We start from the raw sequence: 20,523 nt of genomic DNA, 5'->3' as shown, positions 1-20,523 counted from the left end.
GTATGCGGCGCGTCTCGCGGCCGCATAATCACGCGCATGAGGTAACCCATCGGGGGTAGAAGTATGACGCTGACCTTGCAGGATGTGGCCTGGCACCGCGATGTCGGGCAGTTGATCGCGGCGCTCGACAAGCCGAATTTCTGGACGCTGCTGATCCGCCTGCTGCGCCGCTACCTGCCGTTCGATAGCTGGGTGGTGCTGCTGTTCGGCGCCGGCCGCCCGCAGGTGTTCGCCGAAAGCCCCGGCGCGGACGGCGGCGTCGACCCGCTGTTCCAGGACTATCTCAAGGGCCTCTACCTGCTCGACCCGTTCTACATCGCCGCGCGGGAAAACCCCGCCAGCGGACTGTTTCGCCTGGCCGACGTGGCGCCGGAGTGCTTCGAGCAGACCGACTACTACCAGCGCTATTTCAGCCTCAACGTGGTCGCCGACGAGGTGCAGCTCAACGTGCAGCTGGACGAGCATCGGGTGCTCTGCCTGTCGCTCGGCTCGCACCGCCCGTTCAGCCCAGAGCAGACCGCCCTGCTCGGCCTGCTGAGCCCCTGGCTCGGCGCGCTGCTGGCGCAGCGCCGGCATTTCGAGGCGCTGCCGCGTGCCGAGACGGCCGAACCGGACTGGCAGTCGCGCCTGGCGCAGCAGCTCACCCAGCGCGAACTGGACGTCGCGCGCCTGCTGCTCAGCGGCCATTCCGGCAAGGAGATCGCACGCAAACTGGAGATTTCCGCGGAAACCGTCAAAGTCCACCGCAAGCACATCTACAGCAAGCTCGGGATCAAATCGCACTCCGAACTGTTTTCCCTGCTGCTCAAGGCGCAGGACGCCTGAGCCGCCGACTGGCGGTGCTGAACCAGTGTCGTCACGCGGCGATCTAGTGTCCTGCACCGGAAACAGGTTGCGCCGCCGGCGAATTGCCATTGACGGCAACGCCGGACGAAGCGCGAAGACGCCGCTGCAGCGCGAGCGCCGCCTCCAGAACAGAACCCGGTTCCGTATTCACTCACCTCTCCCACCCGGATGGACCTCATCGTGTCAGCTGCCTACTCCGTCACCAGCCATCGCAACGGCCCGCGCAAGACCCGCCTGATCGGCGAAAAAGCCCACTATCAGTGCGCCTGCGGGCAGGCGGTGTTCTTTCGCAACAGCGTCTGCCTGGCCTGCTCCTCGCCGCTGGGATTCGCGCCGGACCGCGGCGAGATCGTCCCGCTGAGCCCGGCCGGCGAGGCGGATACCTGGCGCATCACCGACGACCCGAAATCGCAGGTCTATCTGCGCTGCGCCAACCTGACCATGCCGGCCGGCTGCAACTGGCTGGTGCCGCAGGCCAGCGGCCAGACGCTGTGCGTCGCCTGCCAGTTGAACCGGACCATCCCCGATCTCTCGGTGGAAGGTAACGGCGAGCGCTGGCACAAGATCGAAGCCGCCAAACGCCGCCTGGTGGCACAGCTGCTCGACCTCGGGCTGCCACTGATCAGCAAGGCGCAGAACGAGGAAACCGGCCTCGCCTTCGATCTGCTGGGAACCGACGCCGAAGGTCAGAACCCGATGACCGGCCACTCGGGCGGGCTGATCACCCTCAACGTCGCCGAGGCCGACGATGCGCATCGCGAGCGCATGCGCGCGCAGTTGCACGAGCCCTACCGCACCCTGCTGGGGCACTTCCGCCACGAGGTCGGCCATTACTACTGGGATCGCCTGATCGCGGGCAGCGGCTGGCTCGCCGATTTCCGCCGGCTGTTCGGCGACGAACGCCTGGACTACGACGAAGCGCTGCAGCGCCACTACGACAACGGCGCACCGGCCGACTGGCAGCAGAGCTTCGTCAGCGCCTACGCGACCATGCACCCCTGGGAAGACTGGGCCGAGACCTGGGCCCACTACCTGCACATGATGGACACCCTGGACACCGCGGTGGGCTTCGGCATGACCGCGATGAACAGCGACCTCGACTTCGTGCCCTATACCCGCGACGTGCTCTACGACCCGCATGACGAACAGGGCGACGACTTCATCGCCTTCGTCAACGCCTGGATCGAGATGGCTGCGATGCTCAACGAGCTGGCCCGCAGCATGGGCCAGCCGGACACCTACCCGTTCGTCCTGCCGGCGCCGGTGATCGCCAAGCTGCACTTCATCCACCGCGTGGTGCAGACCCGCGGCAACCCACCCTCGCTGGCCAATCTGAACGACGCCTGAGGCGCCGCGCCAGAGCGCACGGCGGCAGGCGATGCACGGCAACGCGCCGCGCCTGCCGTGCCGGGCACGCATCGCGAAGCGCTGAAACCGCTCCCGCCGGCGACGCACCGCCGTTCTCAACACATCTGGAAACCCCTTCCGACGAGCGGAGCACGGGGTTTTCCGGCACCCTTCGCGCTGCGCGTCGCCGCGGCATATTGGCCCGAGAGCCTACGTTTGCGTGCTCGCGCGCTGCGGGCGCGAAGCTTGCTAGTAGAATGCGCGCCCACACGCCGCCGTCGACCCTTCGTCAGCGCTGGCGCCGAGGGCGCCAGCGCGCCCTGCACTAATCGGAAAAACGCATTGTCCATAAAACAGAGTCGCCTTTCGGCTGGCTGCCAGAGCCCTGCAGCCCCACTGTCGCGACAGAACGAGAGGCGCACGCCAATGAATACTGGACGTGATCACCGCATCGATTTTTTTCGCGGGCTGGCCCTGATCTTCATTTTCTGGGACCACATTCCGCAGAACGTCCTAGGGCTGATCACGCCGCGCAATGTCGGTTTCAGCGACGCCGCGGAGATCTTCGTGTTCCTCGCCGGCTACGCGTCGGTCCTCGCCTACGGCAAGGTCATGCAGCGCGACGGTTATCTGGTGGGCTGCCTGCGGGTGCTGCGTCGCGCCTGGGTGCTCTACGTCGCGCACATCTTCCTGCTGGCGGTGCTGATGGGCATCGTGTTCACCGCCAACGACCATATCGAGACGCGCAACATCTCCCAGGAGATGGGCCTCGATTACTTCCTCGCCAACCCGCAGCAGGCCCTCATCGACGAGTTACTGCTGCGCTTCAAGCCGAACCTGATGGACCCGTTGCCGCTGTACATCGTGCTGCTGCTCAGCCTGCCGGTGGTGCTGCCGCTGTTGCTCAGGCGCGTCGACGTGGCCGTCGGGCTGTCGCTGCTGCTCTACGTGCTGGTGCAGGCATTCGGCTGGAACTTCAACGGCCTGCCGCCGGACGGCAAGTGGTACTTCAACCCGCTGGCCTGGCAGGTGATCTTCGTCCTCGGCGGCGCGGCGGCGGTGATGGCGCAACGCGAACCGACCACCACGCCGGCACAGCGTCGGCGCGGCGCGCTGTTCTTCGTGTCGATGGCCTACCTGGCGGTCTGCGCGCTGGTCGCGCTGTCCTGGAAGTGGCAGCCGCTGCACGACGCGCTGGTCCCGGAAAGCGTCGCCCAGCTGATCTACCCGATCAGCAAGACCGACCTCTCACCGGTGCGCCTGCTGCACTTCATGGCGCTGGCCTACTGCGTGCCGCTGCTGCTCGCCCGCGGCCCCTGGCTGCAGACCTGGCCGGCGCAACAGCTGTGCCGCATGGGACGTTATTCGCTGGAGGTGTTCTGCCTCGGCGTGCTGCTGGCGCCGCTGGCCGACTTCACCAACTCGCTGAACGGCGACACCCTCGCCGCCAGCCTCTTCACCGCCCTGCTCGGGGTCGTCCTGATGGCCTTGCTGGCGCTGTGGCTGGACTTCAACAAGCGCCTCAATGCTCCGCAGAAAGCGCCGGCCGCCGCCGGGCCGCTTACCGCCACGCCGAGCTGATCGGCGCGCCGCCTGCGTGCCTAGCCCCTGGCACGCAGGCGGATGAACAGCGCTTCGACCTTCTCCCGCGCCCACGGCGTCTTGCGCAGGAACGTCAGGCTCGACTTGATGCTCGGGTCGCTCTTGAAGCAGCGGATGTCGATGCGCCGCGCCAGTTCCTCCCAGCCGTAATGCTCCTGCAACTGCCGCAGGATGGCTTCCAGCGTGATGCCGTGAAGGGGATCGTTGGAACTCATGGGGATCGTCCTGGAGAAGAATCCGCGCACCTTAGCCGAGCGGCTCGAGGGGCGAAAGAGCCGCCAGGCAACATCGGGTAACGCCTGCGCGACACCCTCGGCGAAACGCCGCAGCGTTGTCCCGGTCAACCAAGACGAGGTTTCACCCACCGAGGAGGTCGAATGCCGGCTGGCTGGATCGAGGCGCTGAAACGGCGCTGGCTGCGCCTGTGCATGCTTGCCGCGCTGCTGCTGGCGCTGCCCATCGGCTGCGCGCACCTGGAACAGAAAGAGCGCGAACTGGTGTTTCGGGTTGAGTCGGGAACCGCCAGCTGGTACGGCGGCCTGCCCGCCGACGTGGAGGAAATGCAACTGGACTCCAGCGACTTCCTCGCCGGCCAGAACGTTCACGCCTGGTGGTGGCCGGCGACCCGCGAGGATGCGCCCGCCCTGCTCTACCTGCACGGTTCGCGCTGGAACCTGACCGGCCAGCTGTTCCGCATCGAGCAATTGCACGACCTCGGCTTCTCGGTGCTCGCCATCGACTACCGCGGCTTCGGCGAAAGCCCAGGCGACCTGCCATCGGAACGCAGCGTCAACCAGGACGCGCGTATCGCTTGGCAGCGCCTCGAGCAGTTACAGCCGGCACCCGGCAAACGCTACATCTACGGCCACTCCCTGGGCGGTGCGGTTGCCGTCGACCTCGCCGAGGAACTCAGCCAGGACGCCGACCGCGAGGGCCGGGCGCCGGAGGCCGGTGGCCTGATCATCGAGTCGACCTTCACCAACCTCGCCGATGTGGCCGCCAGCATCGCCCACACCTCGCTACCGATCCGCTGGATTCTTTCGCAGAAATTCGACTCGCTGGAGAAGATCGCCCAGGTTCGCCTGCCGCTGTTGATCGTACATGGCAGCAACGACCCCTACGTTTCGCCGCGCTTCAGCGAAGAGCTGTTCGTGGCCGCCAACGAGCCCAAGCAACTGCTCATGGTCGAGGGCGGCACCCACAACAACAGCATGCGCCTGGGCCACCGCCAGTATCGCCAGGCGCTGCAGCGCCTGCTCGGCGAGGTGCCGGCACAGGCGGCGCGCACGCCGTAAGGCCACCTGGAACCGGCGTCGGTGGCACTTAGTACCAGACTGACGCCGCCTCGCGCATGAAGATTTCCACGGTCTTAGGGCCGACACCCTCGAACCGGGCCAGGCGCTTCTCGAACGCCGCGCGGTTTTCGCTGCGCGCCTGGATCGCCCCGACCGCGCCGCCGTACTCCTCCATCAGCGTCCGGCACAGGCTGAGCAGACGCTCGGCCGTCGACTCGTCGTAGCGCACGTAACGCGCCTCGCCGAGCATGCCGACGAGCCGTCGATGGCTGCAGGCGCCCAGCTTCTGCGGCGTATCGATGCCATGCCTGTCGACGATCACGCGGTAGGCCTGCGCGGCGATCTCGCTCTGGATGCGCTTGCCGAACAGGAAGCTAGCGATAAACCACCTGAACAGCGCGGCCTCGCCGCCGTGGACGAGGTCGATGTTCAACTGCCGCGCGCCGATCTGTGCCGCCATGTTCGACTCCCCATGATGCCGTCCTGCGGATGACGCACGCCGCGCCGCGCGGGTTCGACCGAAGCGCCGAATGGCCGGGCGCTGAAATGCAAACGGCCCGTCCTTTCCGGGACGGGCCGCGTGCGTCTGCGTTACAAGGCTGCGCTCAGGGCCTCAGAGGTGAGCGTCCTGATATTCCTTCTCGGCGGCGTCGAAGCGTTCGAGCATGCCGGCGGTAGGGCCGCTGCCGATCTTGCTGAAGATCAGGATCGCCAGGCTGGCGAAGATGAAGCCCGGAATGATCTCGTACAGGCCCAGGCCGACGTACTGCTTCCACAGCACCACGGTCACCGCGCCGACCAGCATGCCGGCCAGGGCGCCGTTGCGGGTCATGCCCTTCCACACCAGCGAGAAGATCACCACCGGGCCGAAGGCCGCGCCGAACCCGGCCCAGGCGTAGGACACCAGGCCGAGCACCTTGCTCTCAGGGTCACGGGCGACAATGATCGCGACCACCGCGATCAGCAGCACCATGCCGCGGCCGACCCAGACCAGCTCGCGCTGCGAGGCGCCCTTGCGCAGGAAGGCCTTGTAGAAATCCTCGGTCAGCGCGCTGGAGCACACCAGCAACTGGCAGCTCAGGGTGCTCATCACGGCGGCGAGAATGGCCGAGAGCAGCACGCCGGCGATCCAGGGATTGAACAGCAGCTTGGCCAGCTCGATGAACACCCGCTCCGGGTTTTCGCTGACGGCGCCGGCGACGTCCGGGTGAGCCGAGAAGTAGGCGATGCCGAAGAAACCCACGGCCACCGCACCGCCTAGGCAGAGGACCATCCAGGTCATCGAGATGCGGCGTGCGGCGGGGATCGACTTCACCGAGTCGGCCGCCATGAAGCGCGCGAGGATGTGCGGCTGGCCGAAGTAGCCCAGGCCCCAGGCGAGCAGCGAGATCACGCCGACGAAGCTGGCGCCCTTGAGCACGTCGAAGTTGGTCGGATCGTTGGCCTCGATGGCCAGGAAGGTGGTGTCGACGCCGCCGGTGGCGAGCATTACCACGATCGGCGTGAGGATCAGAGCGAAGATCATCAGCGTCGCCTGCACGGTGTCGGTCCAGCTCACCGCGAGGAAGCCTCCGACGAAGGTGTAGGCGATGGTCGCCGCTGCGCCGGCCCAGAGGGCGGTCTCGTAGGACATGCCGAAGGTGCTTTCGAACAGGCGAGCGCCGGCGACGATGCCCGAGGCGCAGTAGATGGTGAAGAACACCAGGATCACCAGGGCCGAGAACACGCGCAGGATGCGGCTGTTGTCCTCGAAGCGGGTGGTGAAGTAGTCCGGCAGGGTCAGCGCGTTGCCGTTGTGCTCGGTCTGCACGCGCAGGCGACCGGCGACGAACAGCCAGTTGAGCCAGGCACCGGCGATCAGGCCGATGGCGATCCAGCTTTCCGAGAGGCCGGACAGGTAGACGGCGCCCGGCAGGCCCATCAGCAGCCAGCCGCTCATGTCCGAAGCACCGGCGGAGAGCGCGGTGACGAAACTGCCGAGGCTGCGACCGCCGAGGATGTAGTCGGAGAAGTTCTTGGTGCGCAGATAGGCGACCAGGCCGATCAGGACCATGGCAGCGATGTAGATCACGAACGTGATCAGCATGGGGGTATTGGCGCTCATTGATGGCTCCATTGGTTGTTGTTATGGGCTCACGGGTTGGCCGTGGCCGTTTGCGCAAGCACGCTCTGGAGGCAGGCGTGTCGTCTTGTCCGGCGGCGCGGTTGGCGCGGCGCGGGTCTCTTGCTCGGAAATGAAAACGGGCCCGGCCCGCGAAGGCTGCAATCAGCGCTCGCGGACCGGGCCCGCCTTCTACGGCAAAACGGGGCGAATGATCAATCCCCCAGCGACAGCAGCGAGGCGTTGCCGCCCACCGCAGTGGTGTTGATCGAGGTGGTGCGTTCGTTGGCGAAGCGCATCAGGTAGCTCGGACCGCCGGCCTTCGGCCCGGTGCCGGACAGGCCGCAGCCACCGAACGGCTGCACGCCGACCACCGCGCCGATCTGGTTGCGGTTGACGTAGAGGTTGCCGACCCGTGCCAGGGCCTCGATTCGCGCAGCGGTTTCCTCGTTGCGGCTGTGCACGCCGAGGGTCAGCCCGTAGCCGGTGGCGTTGATCGCCGCGACGACCTTCTCCAGGTCCGCCGCCTCGAAGCGCACCACGTGCAGCACTGGGCCGAAGTGTTCCTCCTTCAGCTCGTGGATGCCGCCGATCTCGAACGCCACCGGCGCGACGAAGTGACCGTTCAGGCCGGCCGGAAGCCTGGCTTCGGCGATCAGCTTGCCCTCGTCCTTGAGCGCGGCGATGTGCGCCAGCAGGCCGGCGCGGGCTTCCTCGTCGATCACCGGACCGATGTCGTTCTCGCGCAGGTGGGTCGGGCCGACCTTCAGCTCGGCCATCGCGCCCTTGAGCAGGTCGATCACACGGTCGGCGATGTCGCGCTGCACGTAGAGCACGCGCAGGGCCGAGCAACGCTGGCCGGCGCTGGTGAAGGCGGAGCCGACGGCGTCCTTGACCACCTGCTCGGGCAGCGCGGTGGAGTCGACGATCATCGCGTTCTGCCCGCCGGTCTCGGCGATCAGGGTAGCGATCGGACCTTCCTTCTCGGCCAGTTGGCGGTTGATGATGCGGGCGGTGTCGGTGGAGCCGGTGAAGCACACGCCGACCACGCGCGGGTCGCGGCAGAACACGCCGCCGAGGGTGGCACCGTCGCCCGGCAGGAAGGCGATGGCCTGTTTCGGCAGGCCGGCCTCGAACATCAGCTGCAGCGCGCGGGCGGCGATCAGGCTGGTCTGCTCGGCCGGCTTGGCCAGCACGGTATTGCCGGCGACCAGCGCGGCGGCGATCTGGCCCAGGTAGATCGCCAGCGGGAAGTTCCACGGGCTGATGCAGACGAACACGCCACGGCCCTCGTGGAACAGTTCGTTGCGCTCGCCGGTCGGGCCCTTGAGCTCTTCGCGGCCGAGCTTCAGGCGCGCCTGCTGGGCGTAGTAGCGGCAGAAGTCGACGGCTTCGCGAACCTCGTCGATGCCGTCCTGCAGGGACTTGCCGGCTTCCACGGTGCACAGCGCCATCAGCTCGGCGCGGTTGCTTTCCAGCAGGTCGGCGAGACGCTCGAGGACGTTCGCGCGGGTATCCACCGGGGTGGCGTTCCAGCGCGGCCAGAACGCCGCGAGGGCGTCCACCGCCTGTTTGGCCTGGGCGGCCGTGGCGAACTGCGCGCTGCCGACCACCTTGTTCAGGTCGAACGGGCAGCGCACTTCGCTGGCGCTGCCGGCGAGCGTCTCGCCATCGATGACCGGCGCGGCCTGCCACTGGCGGTCGATGAAAGGCTGGTAGGCGTTAGCCAGTTCGTTCCACTGATTCTGGATATTCATGTTGAGGCCCTGGGAGTTCTTGCGCTGGCCGTACAGCGCCGGCGGGAGCGGGATTCTGTCGTTGGCGAGGGTTTTGAAGCTGCGCAGCTGGGTGACCGGGTGATCGATGAGCGATTCGACGGCGACGCGCGGGTCGACCAACTGGTGGACGAACGAGGAGTTGGCGCCGTTTTCCAGCAGGCGGCGGACCAGGTACGGCAGCAGGTCCTTGTGCGCGCCGACCGGGGCGTAGATGCGTACGTTCTTGCCGTGCTTCTCCAGCACCGTGTCGTAGAGCGCGTCGCCCATGCCATGCAGGCGCTGGAACTCGAATTCGCGCTCGCCCGCCATCGCCAGGATGCAGCTGACGGTGTGCGCGTTGTGGCTGGCGAACTGCGGGTAGATGACCCCGCGGGTGTGCTCGGAGAGCAAAAAGCGCGCGCAGGCCAGGTAGGAGGTGTCGGTGGCTTCCTTGCGGGTGAACACCGGGTAGCCGTCGAGGCCCCAGACCTGGCACTGCTTGATCTCGCTGTCCCAGTAGGCGCCCTTGACCAGGCGCAGCGGGATGCGCGCGCCGAGTTCACGACCCAGCAGGGTCAGCCAGACCAGGGTCGGCAGGCAGCGTTTGGAATACGCCTGAACGACCAGGCCGAACTCGCCCCAGCCGGCGATGGCCGGGTCGCGCATCAGCTTCTCGAACAACTCCAGCGACAGCTCCAGGCGGTCGGCTTCCTCAGCGTCGATGGTGATGCCGACGTTCAGCCCGCGGGCCATCACGGCCAGCTCGCGGACGCTGCCGAACAGCTCGGTGAGCACGCGCTCGCGCTGCGCCACTTCATAGCGCGGGTGCAGTGCGGAGAGCTTGATCGACACCGACGGACGCGGGCCGGGGCCGACCTGCGGCTCGGCGCCGACGGTCTGCACCGCCTTGCGGTAGTCGGCCATGTACTTGGCGGCGTCCTCGACGGTGAGGGCCGCCTCGCCCAGCATGTCGAAGGAATAGGTGTAGCCCTTCTCGCGCTGCGGACGACCGTTCTTCAGCGCTTCGGAGATGCTCCGGCCGAGGACGAACTGCTTGCCCATCAGCTTCATCGCCTGGTTCATCGCGGCGCGGATCACCGGTTCCCCGGAACGTTTGATCAGGCGACCGAGAACGCTCTTCGGCCGGCCATCGGCGGTTTCCGGGTCGACCACCTTGCCGGTCATCACCAGGCCCCAGGCGGCGAAGTTGACCAGCACGTTGTCGCTCTGGCCGAGGTGCCGTTCCCACTCGGCGGCGTTCAGCTTGTCGCGGATCAGCGCGTCTGCGGTGGCGGCGTCCGGCACCCGCAGCAGCGCCTCGGCCAGGCACATCAGCATCAGGCCTTCGTGGGTGTCGAGGCTGTACTGGCGCAACAGGGCATCGAGGGTGTCTTCGACGTTGTCGCGGCTGCGCACGTCTTCGATCAGGCTGCGGGCCTTCTGGCGAACGGCTTCGATGCCGGCTTCGCCCGGATCGGCGAGCTGCAGCAGTTCGGTGAGGTAGGCGGCCTCGTCGACGGCGTAGTTGGCGCTGATGACGGGGAAGAACTCGGCGGCCGACGCATTGAGTGCGTCGGCCTGCAGGACATGAGCGGCTTTGAACATCGAGACCCTCCTCGGGTGGAGACTGCTTTCGTGGGTCTTGCCAGGCGTGCACGGTCGGGCAAGGACCCGGCGCAGGCGAGCGCGTGAGCGGACGGTGGAATGTAGTGGCAGTCGCCGCGCCGGTTCTTGCGCAAAGCTACGGACTTTTTACGAAAAGCTCCGGCCCGAGGAACTCGATCAGAAAGCGGCGGCCAATAGCGGTTGGCCGTCCGCCGACCGCCGCCTCAGCGGCGGACGACGTCGCCGCGCCCCGGCGCCAGGCGCGCCAGCAGCTGGCTCTGCACCGGGCCGGGAACGCCCTGGGCGTCCATCGACGCCCGCAGGTCCTCGACCAGCGCGCCGAAGCCCGCGGGCGAGAGGCCCAGCCCCTCGCTGATGTGCTGCACGCTGTCGCCGCGCTCGCAGGGGCCGCCGCTCTCGGCACAGAACTGCTCGATCAGCCTGTCGCGCAGGCGGACGATGTCGACGTCATGGAAATGCCGGAAGATGCGCGGGTCAGCAGCGACGTTGAGCAGCATGCCTTCGACGATACGGGTGATCCCGGCCTGCTCGCCCAGCTCGCGGTAGAGACGCTCGTCCTGCGCCGGCCGCTGTGCGCACGCGGACAGCGCCAGCCCCAGCGCCACCAGCAGCACGCGCGCGTCGGTGATTCTCCTGCGGCGAAAGATGCGCACCATTCCGATCCTCCTACGTAGCCCGTGCGAGCGGGGCATGCTTCTCGGGAAAACCACGGCCGAACGAACCACTCTCGGCGAACGGCAGATCAGGCGTCGCTGCCGCGCAGACGTTTCGGCGTCAGGCCCAGGTAGCGCCGCATGGCGGTGGTCAGCGCGCTCTGGCTGGAAAACCCGCACTCGCCGGCGATGCGCACCAGCGGCAGCGGGCTTTCGCGCAACAGCCGGGCGGCGCGGTCCAGGCGGGTCTTCAGCAGGTATTGGTGAGGGGTCAGGCCGACGCTGTCCTTGAACTGGACGTGGAAGTGGCTCGGGCTGAGGCAGGCCACCTGCGCCAGTTCGGCCACGCTGATGCGCCGCGCCAGGTTGTCCTGGATGTGCGCGTCGAGCCGTTCCAGATCCAGCGGGCCGCGCACCTGCGGCGCGTGCTCGCCGAACAGGCGCAGGTGCATGGCACGCAGCAAAAGGCCGCCGAGGGCGCGCGACAACGCCGGGTCGCTGCCGTAGCGGGTGAGTTCGGCGCCGGCGTAGTTGAGCAGGTTCTGGAAGTCCGGATCGAGGGCCGGGTAGCGCGGAATCTCGAACAGGCGCATGAGCAACTGGAGATCCTCGGCGCTGGACTCCTCGCCGTCCATATCGATGATCAGCATGCGGTTGTCACCCACGCCGGCGAACTCGTGCTCGGCATCACCCGGCACCAGGCAGGCGCGCATCCGGCAGACCTCGCCGCCCGCACCGTTCACCTCGAATTCCGCGCGCCCGGAAAGGGACATCACCAACTGGTGATAGTCATGGGCATGTTCGTGGGCCTGGGCATCCAGGCACATGAGGCGGGCTTTGAGCATGGGCGGATCACGGCTGATCAAATTTTGCGCATTCTACTGGAAGGACGCCTTTTTTCCCAATATCGGCCGGTCGACGGCAGGTTCCACCGCGGTGCCATTGAATTCCTCGCTGCACCGACCCATCTAGATCTGCATACACGGATTACAGGTGCCCCATGAGCGACCAGGACATCACCGCTGAACTCGTTGAAGAAGTCATCCATTCGGAAGGAAAACTGGCGCTGCCCGGGCAGACCCTGCCGGACAAGGTCTACATCATTCCGATCCACAACCGGCCGTTCTTCCCGGCGCAGGTGCTGCCGATCATCGTCAACGAGGAGCCCTGGGCGGAAACCCTGGAGCTGGTGGCGAAGACCGATCACCACTGTCTGGCGCTGTTCTTCATGGAGAACCCGCCGGAGGCCCCCCGCCATTTCGACACCAGCAGCCTGCCCGAGCACGGCACCTTGGTGCGCATCCATCGCGCCAGCCGCGAGAACGGCAAGGTGCAGTTCGTCGCCCAGGGGCTTTCTCGGGTGCGTATCCGTGGCTGGCTGAAGCGCCACCGGCCGCCGTTCCTGGTGGAGGTGGACTACCCGCAGAGCCCGCCGGACCCGCGCGACGAGGTGAAGGCCTACGGCATGGCGCTGATCAACGCGATCAAGGAGCTGCTGCCGCTCAACCCGCTGTACAGCGAGGAGCTGAAGAACTACCTGAACCGCTTCAGCACCAACGACCCCTCCCCGCTCACCGACTTCGCCGCCGCGCTGACCACGGCGCCGGGGATCGAGCTGCAGGAAGTGCTCGACTGCGTGCCGATGCTCAAGCGCATGGAGAAGGTGCTGCCGCTGCTGCGCAAGGAAGTCGAGGTGGCGCGCCTGCAGAAGGAGCTGTCCGCCGAGGTCAACCGCAAGATCGGCGAGCGCCAGCGCGAGTTCTTCCTCAAGGAACAGCTGAAGGTGATCCAGCAGGAGCTGGGCATCACCAAGGACGACCGCAGCGCCGACACCGACGAATTCCGCGCCCGCCTGGAGGGCAAGACCGTGCCGCCGGCCGCGCAGAAGCGCATCGAGGAGGAGCTGAACAAGCTGTCCATCCTCGAGACCGGCTCGCCGGAATACGCCGTCACCCGTAACTACCTGGACTGGGCCACCGCCCTGCCCTGGGGCGTGTTCGGCCAGGACAAGCTCGACCTCAAGCACGCGCGCAAGGTGCTCGACGCGCAGCATGCCGGCCTCGACGATGTGAAGAACCGCATTCTCGAGTTCCTCGCGGTGGGCGCCTTCAAAGGTGAGATCGCCGGCTCCATCGTGCTGCTGGTCGGCCCGCCCGGCGTCGGCAAGACCAGCATCGGCAAGTCCATCGCCGAATCCCTGGGCCGGCCGTTCTACCGCTTCAGCCTCGGCGGCATGCGCGACGAGGCCGAGATCAAGGGCCACCGGCGCACCTACATCGGCGCCCAGCCGGGCAAGCTGGTGCAGGCGCTGAAGGATGTCGAGGTGATGAACCCGGTGATCATGCTCGACGAGATCGACAAGATGGGCCAGAGCTACCAGGGTGATCCGGCTTCGGCGCTGCTGGAGACCCTCGACCCGGAGCAGAACGTCGACTTCCTCGACCATTACCTGGACCTGCGCCTGGACCTGTCCAAGGTGCTCTTCGTCTGCACCGCGAACACCCTCGACTCGATCCCCGGCCCGCTGCTCGACCGCATGGAAGTGATCCGCCTGTCCGGCTACATTACCGAGGAGAAGCTGGCCATCGCCAAGCGCCACCTGTGGCCCAAGCAGCTGGAAAAAGCCGGCGTGCCGAAGAACCGCCTGGGTATCAGCGACGCCGCCCTGCGCCTGGTGATCGAGGGCTACGCCCGCGAAGCCGGGGTGCGCCAACTGGAAAAGCAGCTGGGCAAACTGGTGCGCAAGGCGGTGATCAAGCTGCTCGACGACCCGCAGGCGAAGATCAAGATCGCGCCCAAGGACCTGGAAGAATCCCTCGGCATGCCGCACTTCCGTACCGAACAGGTGCTGTCCGGGGTCGGCATCATCACCGGTCTGGCCTGGACCAGCATGGGCGGCGCCACCCTGCCGATCGAGGCCACGCGCATCCATACGCTCAACCGCGGCTTCAAGCTCACCGGGCAGCTCGGCGAGGTGATGAAGGAGTCGGCGGAGATCGCCTACAGCTACATCAGCTCGAACCTCAAGGCGTTCAAGGGCGACCCGACCTTCTTCGACCAGGCCTTCGTCCACCTCCACGTGCCCGACGGCGCCACGCCCAAGGACGGCCCCAGCGCCGGCGTGACCATGGCCAGCGCGCTGCTGTCGCTGGCCCGCGAGCAGGCGCCGAAGAAAGGCGTGGCGATGACCGGCGAACTCTCGCTGACCGGCCAGGTGATGCCGATCGGCGGGGTTCGCGAGAAGGTCATCGCCGCGCGGCGGCAGAAGATCTTCGAGCTGATCCTTCCGGAAGCCAATCGCGGCGATTTCAAGGAACTGCCGGACTATCTCAAGGAAGGCATCACCGTGCACTTCGCCAAGCGCTTCGCGGACGTGGCGAACGTGCTCTTCCCCTGATGGCTGGCGCCCGGCGCCGTGATGACGATCGGGCGCGGCCATGCCGGTCGCGCTCCTGTCCGCCGCCAGCCCGGGCGGCGGCGCGCTCGAACCGACCCAGCTGGCACGGTTTTGGGTAGAGTAAGGCGGCATCCCCTTCGAGGTATCCGTCGATGTCCGTTCCGCTCCGCCTGCTCCTGCCCGCCGTCCTGCTGCTCGGCGGCTGCGCCGGCAAGCCGCCCGCTACCGTGACCCTGGAAGAAAGCCAGGCTTCCCGATGCCATCCATTGAAGTTGTACCAGGGCCAGACGCTGGTGCTCAGCCTGCCCAGCGACCCCACCAGCGGCTACCGCTGGCAATTGCTCGACGCCGCTCCCGCGGTGCTGCGCAGCCTCGGCCCGGAGGTCTACGCCAACCCGGAAGACAGTGGCGACCTGGTAGGCAGCGGCGGCGAGTCGACCTGGCGCTTCCAGGTGGCGAACGCCGGCGACGCGCTCCTGGCGCTGCGTTATCAGCAGGCGTGGGATGCCGACGGCGCCCCGGCCCGGACCTTCGAGTGCGCCCTGCACGCCGAGTGATGCCACGCCGCCCGAATACGACCAGCCGGCGTGCCGGCTTTGGCATTCGCTCAGGCTTGGCTAGAATGCCGGCCTTTCCGCACAGCGCCGGTAGTGACCACCGTGAAACAACAGCCCGACCGCCTCTTCGCCCAGCCCGTCCAGCAGGTGCCGGACTTCGTCTTCAACGAGGACGTGGTGCGCGTGTTTCCGGACATGATCAAGCGCTCGGTGCCGGGTTACCCGACCATCGTCGAGAACCTCGGCGTGCTCGCCGCACGGTTCGCCCAGCCCGACACCGCGCTCTATGACCTGGGCAGTTCCCTCGGCGCGGTGACCCAGGCGCTGCGCCGCCACGTGCGCACGGAGCGCTGCCGGGTGATCGCGATCGACAACTCGCCGGCGATGGTCGAGCGCTGCCGCGAATACCTGCACGCGCAGGATTCGATGTTCCAGGAACTGCTGCCGGTGGAGGTCATCGACGCCGACATCCTCGCCCTGGAGTTCCAGCCGGCGTCGCTGGTGGCGCTGAATTTCACCCTGCAGTTCATCGATCCGACGCAGCGCCTCGCCCTGCTCGGCCGTATCCGCCAGGCACTGCTGCCCGGCGGTGCGCTGATCCTCTCGGAAAAACTGCGTTTCGAGGACGCCGAGGAACACGCCCTGCTCAACGAGCTGCACCTCGACTTCAAACGCGCCAACGGCTACAGCGAGCTGGAAATCGCGCAGAAGCGCAGCGCCATCGAGAACGTGATGAAGCCCGACAGCCTGGAACAGCACCGCGAGCGGTTGCTGGCGGCCGGTTTCAGCAAGGTGGTGCCGTGGTTCCAGTGCCTCAACTTCGCCTCGCTGATCGCCCTGCCATGATCGGCCGCTTCGACCTCGATGCCCTGCAGGCCCGGTTGGCCGGTAGCCCGCTGCAGGACTGGAGCGCCGACCTGCCGGCACAGATCGATGCCAAGCTGGCCATCGGCCACGGCGACCTGCCGCGCTGGTATGCCGCCGTCGAGGCGCTGCCGCCGCTGCACGCCGGGCAAGTCGACCTGCTGCACGCGTTCAGTCTCGACGGCCCGCGCGACGACTCCGTCCGCGAAGCGCTGGAAACCGCCCTGCGCGGCCTGATTCCCTGGCGCAAGGGACCCTTCCACCTGTTCGGCGTGCACGTGGACACCGAATGGCGCTCGGACTGGAAATGGCAGCGCGTCGCCCCGCACCTGGACCTGGCCGGCAAGCGCGTGCTGGATGTCGGCTGCGGCAATGGCTACTACATGTGGCGCATGCTCGGCGCCGGAGCGGACGCGGTGGTCGGCATCGACCCCAACTGGCTGTTCCTCTGCCAGTTCCTGGCGATGAAGCATTACCTGCCGGAGCTGCCCGCCTGGCACCTGCCGCTGGCGTTCGAGGAACTGCCCGGCAAGCTGCAAGGCTTCGACACGGTGTTTTCCATGGGCGTGCTCTATCACCGTCGCTCGCCCATCGACCACCTGCTCGACCTCAAGGACTGCCTGGTGCGCGACGGCGAACTGGTGCTGGAAACCCTGGTGGTGGAAGGCGATGCCCAGCAGGTGCTGGTTCCCGAGGATCGCTACGCGCAGATGCGCAACGTCTGGTTCCTGCCGTCGGTGCCGGCACTGGAGCTGTGGCTGCGCCGCGCGGGCTTCGTCGACGTGCGCTGCGTGGACGTCAGCATCACCTCGGTCGAGGAACAGCGCGCGACGGACTGGATGCGCTACCAGTCGCTGCCCGAATTCCTCGATCCCGAGGACCACCGCCGCACCGTCGAAGGCCTGCCCGCCCCGCGTCGCGCGGTACTGGTCGCGCGCAAGCCGTGACCTGAAGGCAGACGGCAGGCCCCCGGCTATCCTCAGCGGCGCCCGGCTGCCGCGACGATCAGGTGCTTCATCTCCAGCACCGCGGCCTTGAAACCGACGAACAGCGCGTGCGCGACGATGGCATGGCCGATGTTCAGCTCGTGGATCCCCTTGATCGCCGCCACCTGCTCGGCGTTGTGGTAATGCAGGCCGTGGCCGGCGTTGACGATCAACCCTTCGGCCACGCCAAAGGCCACGCTGTCGCGCAGACGCTGCAGCTCCTGAGCCGCGGCGGCCGGCGTCTCGGCGTCGGCGTAGCGCCCGGTGTGCAGCTCGATGGCCGGCGCGCCGATGCGTTTGGCGGCGGCGATCTGGCGTTCCTCGGCGTCGATGAACAGCGACACCTCGCAGCCCAGCCGGCCGAGGCGCTCGACCGCGTCGCGGATGCGCTCTTCCTGACCGGCGACATCCAGGCCACCCTCGGTGGTCAGTTCCTGGCGGGTTTCCGGAACCAGGCAGATGTGCTCCGGGCGAATGCCTTCGGCGAACGCCAGCATCGACTCGGTGACGCCCATCTCGAAGTTCATCCGCGTCTGCAGGGCGTCCTTCATCACCCGCACGTCGCGTTCCTGGATGTGTCGGCGGTCTTCGCGCAGGTGCAGGGTGATGCCGTCGGCGCCAGCTTCCTCGGCGTCCAGCGCGGCCTTCAGCGGGTCGGGATAACGCGTGCCGCGGGCCTGGCGCAGGGTGGCGACGTGATCGATGTTGACGCCCAGCAGAATGCGATTGAGGTCACTCACTTGGGAGGCTCCTTGAGGGTCATGAACAACTCGCGGCTGACCAGCGGTCGGCCGCCCAGATGGGGCGCCAGGGCTTGGCGCATCAGGCGCTTGGCCGCGGCCAGCGCGCCGGGAGAAGACCAGTCGGCCTCGGCCATGGCCAGCAGGTCGGCGCCATGGAACGAGCCTGTCTGCAGTTGGCCGATCGGCTCCAGGCCGGCGTCGGTGAGCAGCCGGTAGATGCCGTCGGCAGCGATCGCTTCGCCATGCCGGTCGGTGTCCAGGGCGAAACCATAGCCCAGCTCGTCCAGCAGGCGCCATTCGAAGGCGCGCAGCAACGGTTCGATCGGCCGCCCCTGGGCCAGCGCCGCGACTGTCGCGGCGTAGTGCTCGAAGAACTGCGGGTGCGCGACTTCGGCCGGCAGCAGCCGGATCAGCAACTCGTTGAGGTAGAAGCCGCTGAACAGCGCCTCGCCCGCCAGGAGGTTGGGAATGCCGGCGCTTTCCAGGCGGGCGATGCTCTTCAGCTCGCCGCGCCCGCGCAGTTCGACGTCCAGCGGCAGGAAAGGCCGCGCGCCACTTCCCGACTTGCCCCTGGCGCTGCGCTGCACGGCGCGCAGACGACCCTGCTCGCGCGTGAACAGGTCGACCATCGCGCTGGTTTCCTTGTACGGCCGACTGTGCAGGACGAACGCGAGCTGGCTCATGGGCGGGGACACTGCGGCGGTTCGGAAACGTACGCCCGCGACGGGCACGGGCGCCGGAGGGTGCGGGGTTTACTGGTCGTGGTAGCCCAGCGAGTGCAGCGCGCGCTCGTCGTCGGACCAACCGCCTTTCACCTTGACCCAGAGGTTGAGCATCACCTTGGAGTCGAACAGCACTTCCATGTCCTTGCGGGCGTTCTGGCCGATGCTTTTGATCCGCTCGCCCTTCTCGCCGATGATGATCTTCTTCTGCCCGTCACGCTCGACCAGGATCAGCGCATGGATGTGCAGGATGCGGCCTTCCTGCTTGAACTCTTCGATTTCCACGGTGATCTGGTACGGCAGCTCGGCGCCGAGCTGGCGCATGATCTTCTCGCGCACCAGTTCGGCGGCGAGGAAGCGGCTGGAGCGATCGGTGATCTGGTCTTCGGGGAAGAAGTGCTCGTTTTCCGGCAGCCGCTCGGCCACCAGTTTCTCGAACAGCTCGAGGTTCTGCCCGTGCTGGGCGGAAATCGGCACCACCTCGGCATTGGGCAACTGCTCGGAAAGCCACTTCAGGTGCGGCAGCAGATCGCCCTTCTCGTCCAGGCGATCGGTCTTGTTCACCGCGACGATCACCGGCCCGGTGACGTACTGCACGCGCTCGAGAACCATCTGGTCCTCATCGGTCCAGCGGGTGCGGTCGACCACGAAGACCACCACGTCGACGTCCTTCAGGGCGGCCGACGCGGTCTTGTTCATGTAGCGATTGAGCGCTTTCTCGCCGTTCTTGTGCAGACCGGGAGTATCGACATAGACCGCCTGGATCGCGCCCTCGGTCTTGATCCCGAGCATGTTGTGGCGGGTGGTCTGCGGCTTGCGCGAAGTGATCGCCAGCTTCTGCCCGAGAATGTGGTTGAGCAGGGTCGACTTGCCGACGTTGGGACGGCCGACGATGGCGACATAGCCGCAACGCGTCACGCTTTCATCATTCATTGCCATTCTCCACGCCCAGGGCGATTAGGGCGGCGGCGGCCGCTACCTGCTCGGCGATACGCCGGCTGGCGCCCTGCCCGCGGGTCTTTTCGTTCAACAGCGAAATCTGGCACTCGACGAAGAAACTCCGGCAGTGCGGTTCGCCCTGGATATCCACCACTTCGTAACGCGGCAGTTCGCAGGCGCGCGACTGGAGGAACTCCTGCAGGCGCGTCTTCGGGTCCTTGTTGGTGTCGACCAGCGTCAGGCTGTCCAGCTCGGAAGTTAGCCAGGCCAGCACGCGCTCGCGGGCGGCCTGCATCCCGGCATCGAGATAGATCGCGCCGATCAGCGCTTCCAGCGCATCCGCCAGGATCGACTCGCGACGAAAACCGCCGCTCTTCAGCTCGCCCGAGCCCAGACGCAGGTATTCGCCGAGGTCGAAACCGCGCGCCAGCAGCGCCAGTGTCTCGCCTTTGACCAGCCGCGCGCGCAAGCGCGACAGCTGGCCTTCGCGGGCCTGCGGGAAGCGCTCGAACAGCGCCTCACCGGCGACGAAGTTGAGGATCGCATCGCCGAGGAACTCCAGACGCTCGTTGTTGCGTCCGGCGAAGCTGCGATGAGTGAGGGCCAGGAGCATCAGCTCGCTGTCCTTGAAGGTGTAGCCGAGCTGACGCTCGAGACGGGCCAACTGTGGGTTCACGGCATTCTTACGCGAAATTCTTTATCGAAACGGGCCACCAGATCGAGGTTCTGGATCAGCGGCTCGCGTTTTTCGTACTGGAGGTGAACGCGGAAGTCGTTGTTCACCACTTCGACCTTGACCGCATCGTTGACGTTCAGGTCGCGGATGTTGTTGATCTGCATGCCCCGGCTGACATGGCTGTAGAACTCGGGAATGGTGCGGATCTGCGAGGCCTTCTCGGTTTCCACCGAGGTGATGATCTTCTCCATCGACATGTAGTCGAGATAGTGCGGGATCATCTTGAACGCCGCGCTGGCGAAGAACGCGACCAGTGCCAGGACCAGCATCCAGCCCAACAGCGAAAAGCCTTTCTGCGAACGCGCACCTTTCATGCTCGACCTCAATGTCATGTATTCCGATGGGGAAACGC

At 66.8% G+C, this 20,523-nt stretch carries 19 protein-coding genes; 8 read left to right on the top strand and 11 right to left on the bottom strand.

What is annotated here, in order from left to right; all coding sequences use genetic code 11:
- Positions 1-63: 63 nt before the first annotated feature.
- The 3 genes from B3E91_RS04625 (at position 64) to B3E91_RS04615 (ending at position 3,774) form a co-directional block, all read left to right on the top strand.
- Positions 64-825 (top strand): LuxR C-terminal-related transcriptional regulator, encoded by a 762-nt coding sequence (locus B3E91_RS04625; protein ID WP_287028548.1) that lies wholly within the window; start codon positions 64-66, stop codon positions 823-825.
- A 255-nt stretch (positions 826-1,080) separates the two neighbouring features.
- Positions 1,081-2,193, top strand: coding sequence for a zinc-binding metallopeptidase family protein (locus B3E91_RS04620; protein WP_287028557.1), 1,113 nt, complete (start codon positions 1,081-1,083; stop codon positions 2,191-2,193).
- Between the two features lie 426 nt (positions 2,194-2,619).
- Positions 2,620-3,774 (top strand): OpgC family protein, encoded by a 1,155-nt coding sequence (locus B3E91_RS04615; RefSeq protein ID WP_282338094.1) that lies wholly within the window; start codon positions 2,620-2,622, stop codon positions 3,772-3,774.
- A 20-nt stretch (positions 3,775-3,794) separates the two neighbouring features.
- On the opposite strand, the gene B3E91_RS04610 is transcribed toward B3E91_RS04615, so the two are convergent.
- On the bottom strand, positions 3,795-4,010 hold the full coding sequence (locus B3E91_RS04610; protein WP_287028547.1) for a VF530 family protein: 216 nt from the start codon (positions 4,008-4,010) through the stop codon (positions 3,795-3,797).
- A 162-nt stretch (positions 4,011-4,172) separates the two neighbouring features.
- Between B3E91_RS04610 and B3E91_RS04605 the strand changes: the two genes are divergently transcribed.
- A complete protein-coding gene (locus B3E91_RS04605) occupies positions 4,173-5,090 on the top strand; it encodes an alpha/beta hydrolase (protein ID WP_287028546.1) in 918 nt (305 codons plus the stop codon).
- 28 nt (positions 5,091-5,118) lie between these two features.
- Here B3E91_RS04605 and B3E91_RS04600 read toward each other — a convergent pair whose 3' ends face one another.
- The 5 genes from B3E91_RS04600 to B3E91_RS04580 form a co-directional block, all read right to left on the bottom strand.
- A complete protein-coding gene (locus B3E91_RS04600) occupies positions 5,119-5,550 on the bottom strand; it encodes a DNA methylase (protein ID WP_287028545.1) in 432 nt (143 codons plus the stop codon).
- A 153-nt stretch (positions 5,551-5,703) separates the two neighbouring features.
- On the bottom strand, positions 5,704-7,194 hold the full coding sequence (gene putP / locus B3E91_RS04595) for a sodium/proline symporter PutP (protein ID WP_287028544.1): 1,491 nt from the start codon (positions 7,192-7,194) through the stop codon (positions 5,704-5,706).
- Between the two features lie 212 nt (positions 7,195-7,406).
- A complete protein-coding gene (gene putA / locus B3E91_RS04590; RefSeq protein WP_282338089.1) occupies positions 7,407-10,553 on the bottom strand; it encodes a bifunctional proline dehydrogenase/L-glutamate gamma-semialdehyde dehydrogenase PutA in 3,147 nt (1,048 codons plus the stop codon).
- Positions 10,554-10,777: 224 nt separating this feature from the next.
- A complete protein-coding gene (locus B3E91_RS04585; RefSeq protein ID WP_282338088.1) occupies positions 10,778-11,230 on the bottom strand; it encodes a group I truncated hemoglobin in 453 nt (150 codons plus the stop codon).
- Between the two features lie 86 nt (positions 11,231-11,316).
- Complete coding sequence (locus tag B3E91_RS04580) at positions 11,317-12,072, bottom strand: AraC family transcriptional regulator (protein ID WP_282338087.1); 756 nt, start codon at positions 12,070-12,072, stop codon at positions 11,317-11,319.
- A gap of 155 nt (positions 12,073-12,227) precedes the next feature.
- On the opposite strand from B3E91_RS04580, the gene lon reads away from it, so the two are divergent.
- From lon to cmoB, 4 genes are all read left to right on the top strand, one after another.
- Complete coding sequence (gene lon / locus B3E91_RS04575) at positions 12,228-14,624, top strand: endopeptidase La (protein WP_287028543.1); 2,397 nt, start codon at positions 12,228-12,230, stop codon at positions 14,622-14,624.
- 152 nt (positions 14,625-14,776) lie between these two features.
- Positions 14,777-15,181 carry a protease inhibitor I42 family protein gene (locus tag B3E91_RS04570; protein ID WP_287028542.1) on the top strand — a complete coding sequence of 135 codons (405 nt, stop codon included), beginning with the start codon at positions 14,777-14,779 and terminating at the stop codon, positions 15,179-15,181.
- Positions 15,182-15,283: 102 nt separating this feature from the next.
- On the top strand, positions 15,284-16,027 hold the full coding sequence (gene cmoA / locus B3E91_RS04565; RefSeq protein WP_282338083.1) for a carboxy-S-adenosyl-L-methionine synthase CmoA: 744 nt from the start codon (positions 15,284-15,286) through the stop codon (positions 16,025-16,027).
- Positions 16,024-16,992 carry a tRNA 5-methoxyuridine(34)/uridine 5-oxyacetic acid(34) synthase CmoB gene (cmoB, locus tag B3E91_RS04560; RefSeq protein ID WP_287028541.1) on the top strand — a complete coding sequence of 323 codons (969 nt, stop codon included), beginning with the start codon at positions 16,024-16,026 and terminating at the stop codon, positions 16,990-16,992. The genes cmoA and cmoB overlap by 4 nt, the downstream gene beginning before the upstream one ends.
- Positions 16,993-17,024: 32 nt before the next feature.
- Here cmoB and pdxJ read toward each other — a convergent pair whose 3' ends face one another.
- The 5 genes from pdxJ to B3E91_RS04535 form a co-directional block, all read right to left on the bottom strand.
- Positions 17,025-17,771: a pyridoxine 5'-phosphate synthase gene (pdxJ, locus tag B3E91_RS04555; protein WP_090229803.1), complete on the bottom strand. Its 747-nt coding sequence runs from the start codon at positions 17,769-17,771 to the stop codon at positions 17,025-17,027.
- Entirely contained in the window at positions 17,768-18,457 is a 690-nt protein-coding gene (recO, locus tag B3E91_RS04550; protein WP_287028540.1) for a DNA repair protein RecO, read from the bottom strand. Before recO ends, pdxJ begins: the two co-directional genes overlap by 4 nt.
- A gap of 69 nt (positions 18,458-18,526) precedes the next feature.
- The gene (era, locus tag B3E91_RS04545; RefSeq protein WP_273228636.1) at positions 18,527-19,429 is read right to left on the bottom strand and encodes a GTPase Era; all 903 of its coding nucleotides are present in this window, start codon (positions 19,427-19,429) and stop codon (positions 18,527-18,529) included.
- Positions 19,422-20,111: a ribonuclease III gene (gene rnc, locus B3E91_RS04540; RefSeq protein ID WP_090229814.1), complete on the bottom strand. Its 690-nt coding sequence runs from the start codon at positions 20,109-20,111 to the stop codon at positions 19,422-19,424. The genes era and rnc overlap by 8 nt, the downstream gene beginning before the upstream one ends.
- On the bottom strand, positions 20,108-20,485 hold the full coding sequence (locus B3E91_RS04535) for a DUF4845 domain-containing protein (RefSeq protein ID WP_273228637.1): 378 nt from the start codon (positions 20,483-20,485) through the stop codon (positions 20,108-20,110). The genes rnc and B3E91_RS04535 overlap by 4 nt, the downstream gene beginning before the upstream one ends.
- Positions 20,486-20,523: the final 38 nt, after the last annotated feature.

The sequence above is a fragment of the Pseudomonas sp. UBA6310 genome (genome assembly GCF_002438225.1).
Classification (GTDB): domain Bacteria; phylum Pseudomonadota; class Gammaproteobacteria; order Pseudomonadales; family Pseudomonadaceae; genus Pseudomonas_O; species Pseudomonas_O kuykendallii.
Note: the sequence above shows the minus strand (reverse complement) of the source record. Positions and strands in the feature narration are given on the sequence as shown.

Coding starts and splice junctions, on each gene's coding strand:
- B3E91_RS04625 (WP_287028548.1), top strand. CDS start 64: ATGACGCTGACCTTGCAGGATGTGGCCTGGCACCGCGATGTCGGGCAG.
- B3E91_RS04615 (WP_282338094.1), top strand. CDS start 2,620: ATGAATACTGGACGTGATCACCGCATCGATTTTTTTCGCGGGCTGGCC.
- B3E91_RS04610 (WP_287028547.1), bottom strand. CDS start 4,010: ATGAGTTCCAACGATCCCCTTCACGGCATCACGCTGGAAGCCATCCTG.
- B3E91_RS04605 (WP_287028546.1), top strand. CDS start 4,173: ATGCCGGCTGGCTGGATCGAGGCGCTGAAACGGCGCTGGCTGCGCCTG.
- B3E91_RS04600 (WP_287028545.1), bottom strand. CDS start 5,550: ATGGCGGCACAGATCGGCGCGCGGCAGTTGAACATCGACCTCGTCCAC.
- putP (WP_287028544.1), bottom strand. CDS start 7,194: ATGAGCGCCAATACCCCCATGCTGATCACGTTCGTGATCTACATCGCT.
- putA (WP_282338089.1), bottom strand. CDS start 10,553: ATGTTCAAAGCCGCTCATGTCCTGCAGGCCGACGCACTCAATGCGTCG.
- B3E91_RS04585 (WP_282338088.1), bottom strand. CDS start 11,230: ATGGTGCGCATCTTTCGCCGCAGGAGAATCACCGACGCGCGCGTGCTG.
- B3E91_RS04580 (WP_282338087.1), bottom strand. CDS start 12,072: ATGCTCAAAGCCCGCCTCATGTGCCTGGATGCCCAGGCCCACGAACAT.
- lon (WP_287028543.1), top strand. CDS start 12,228: ATGAGCGACCAGGACATCACCGCTGAACTCGTTGAAGAAGTCATCCAT.
- B3E91_RS04570 (WP_287028542.1), top strand. CDS start 14,777: ATGTCCGTTCCGCTCCGCCTGCTCCTGCCCGCCGTCCTGCTGCTCGGC.
- cmoB (WP_287028541.1), top strand. CDS start 16,024: ATGATCGGCCGCTTCGACCTCGATGCCCTGCAGGCCCGGTTGGCCGGT.
- recO (WP_287028540.1), bottom strand. CDS start 18,457: ATGAGCCAGCTCGCGTTCGTCCTGCACAGTCGGCCGTACAAGGAAACC.
- era (WP_273228636.1), bottom strand. CDS start 19,429: ATGAATGATGAAAGCGTGACGCGTTGCGGCTATGTCGCCATCGTCGGC.
- B3E91_RS04535 (WP_273228637.1), bottom strand. CDS start 20,485: ATGAAAGGTGCGCGTTCGCAGAAAGGCTTTTCGCTGTTGGGCTGGATG.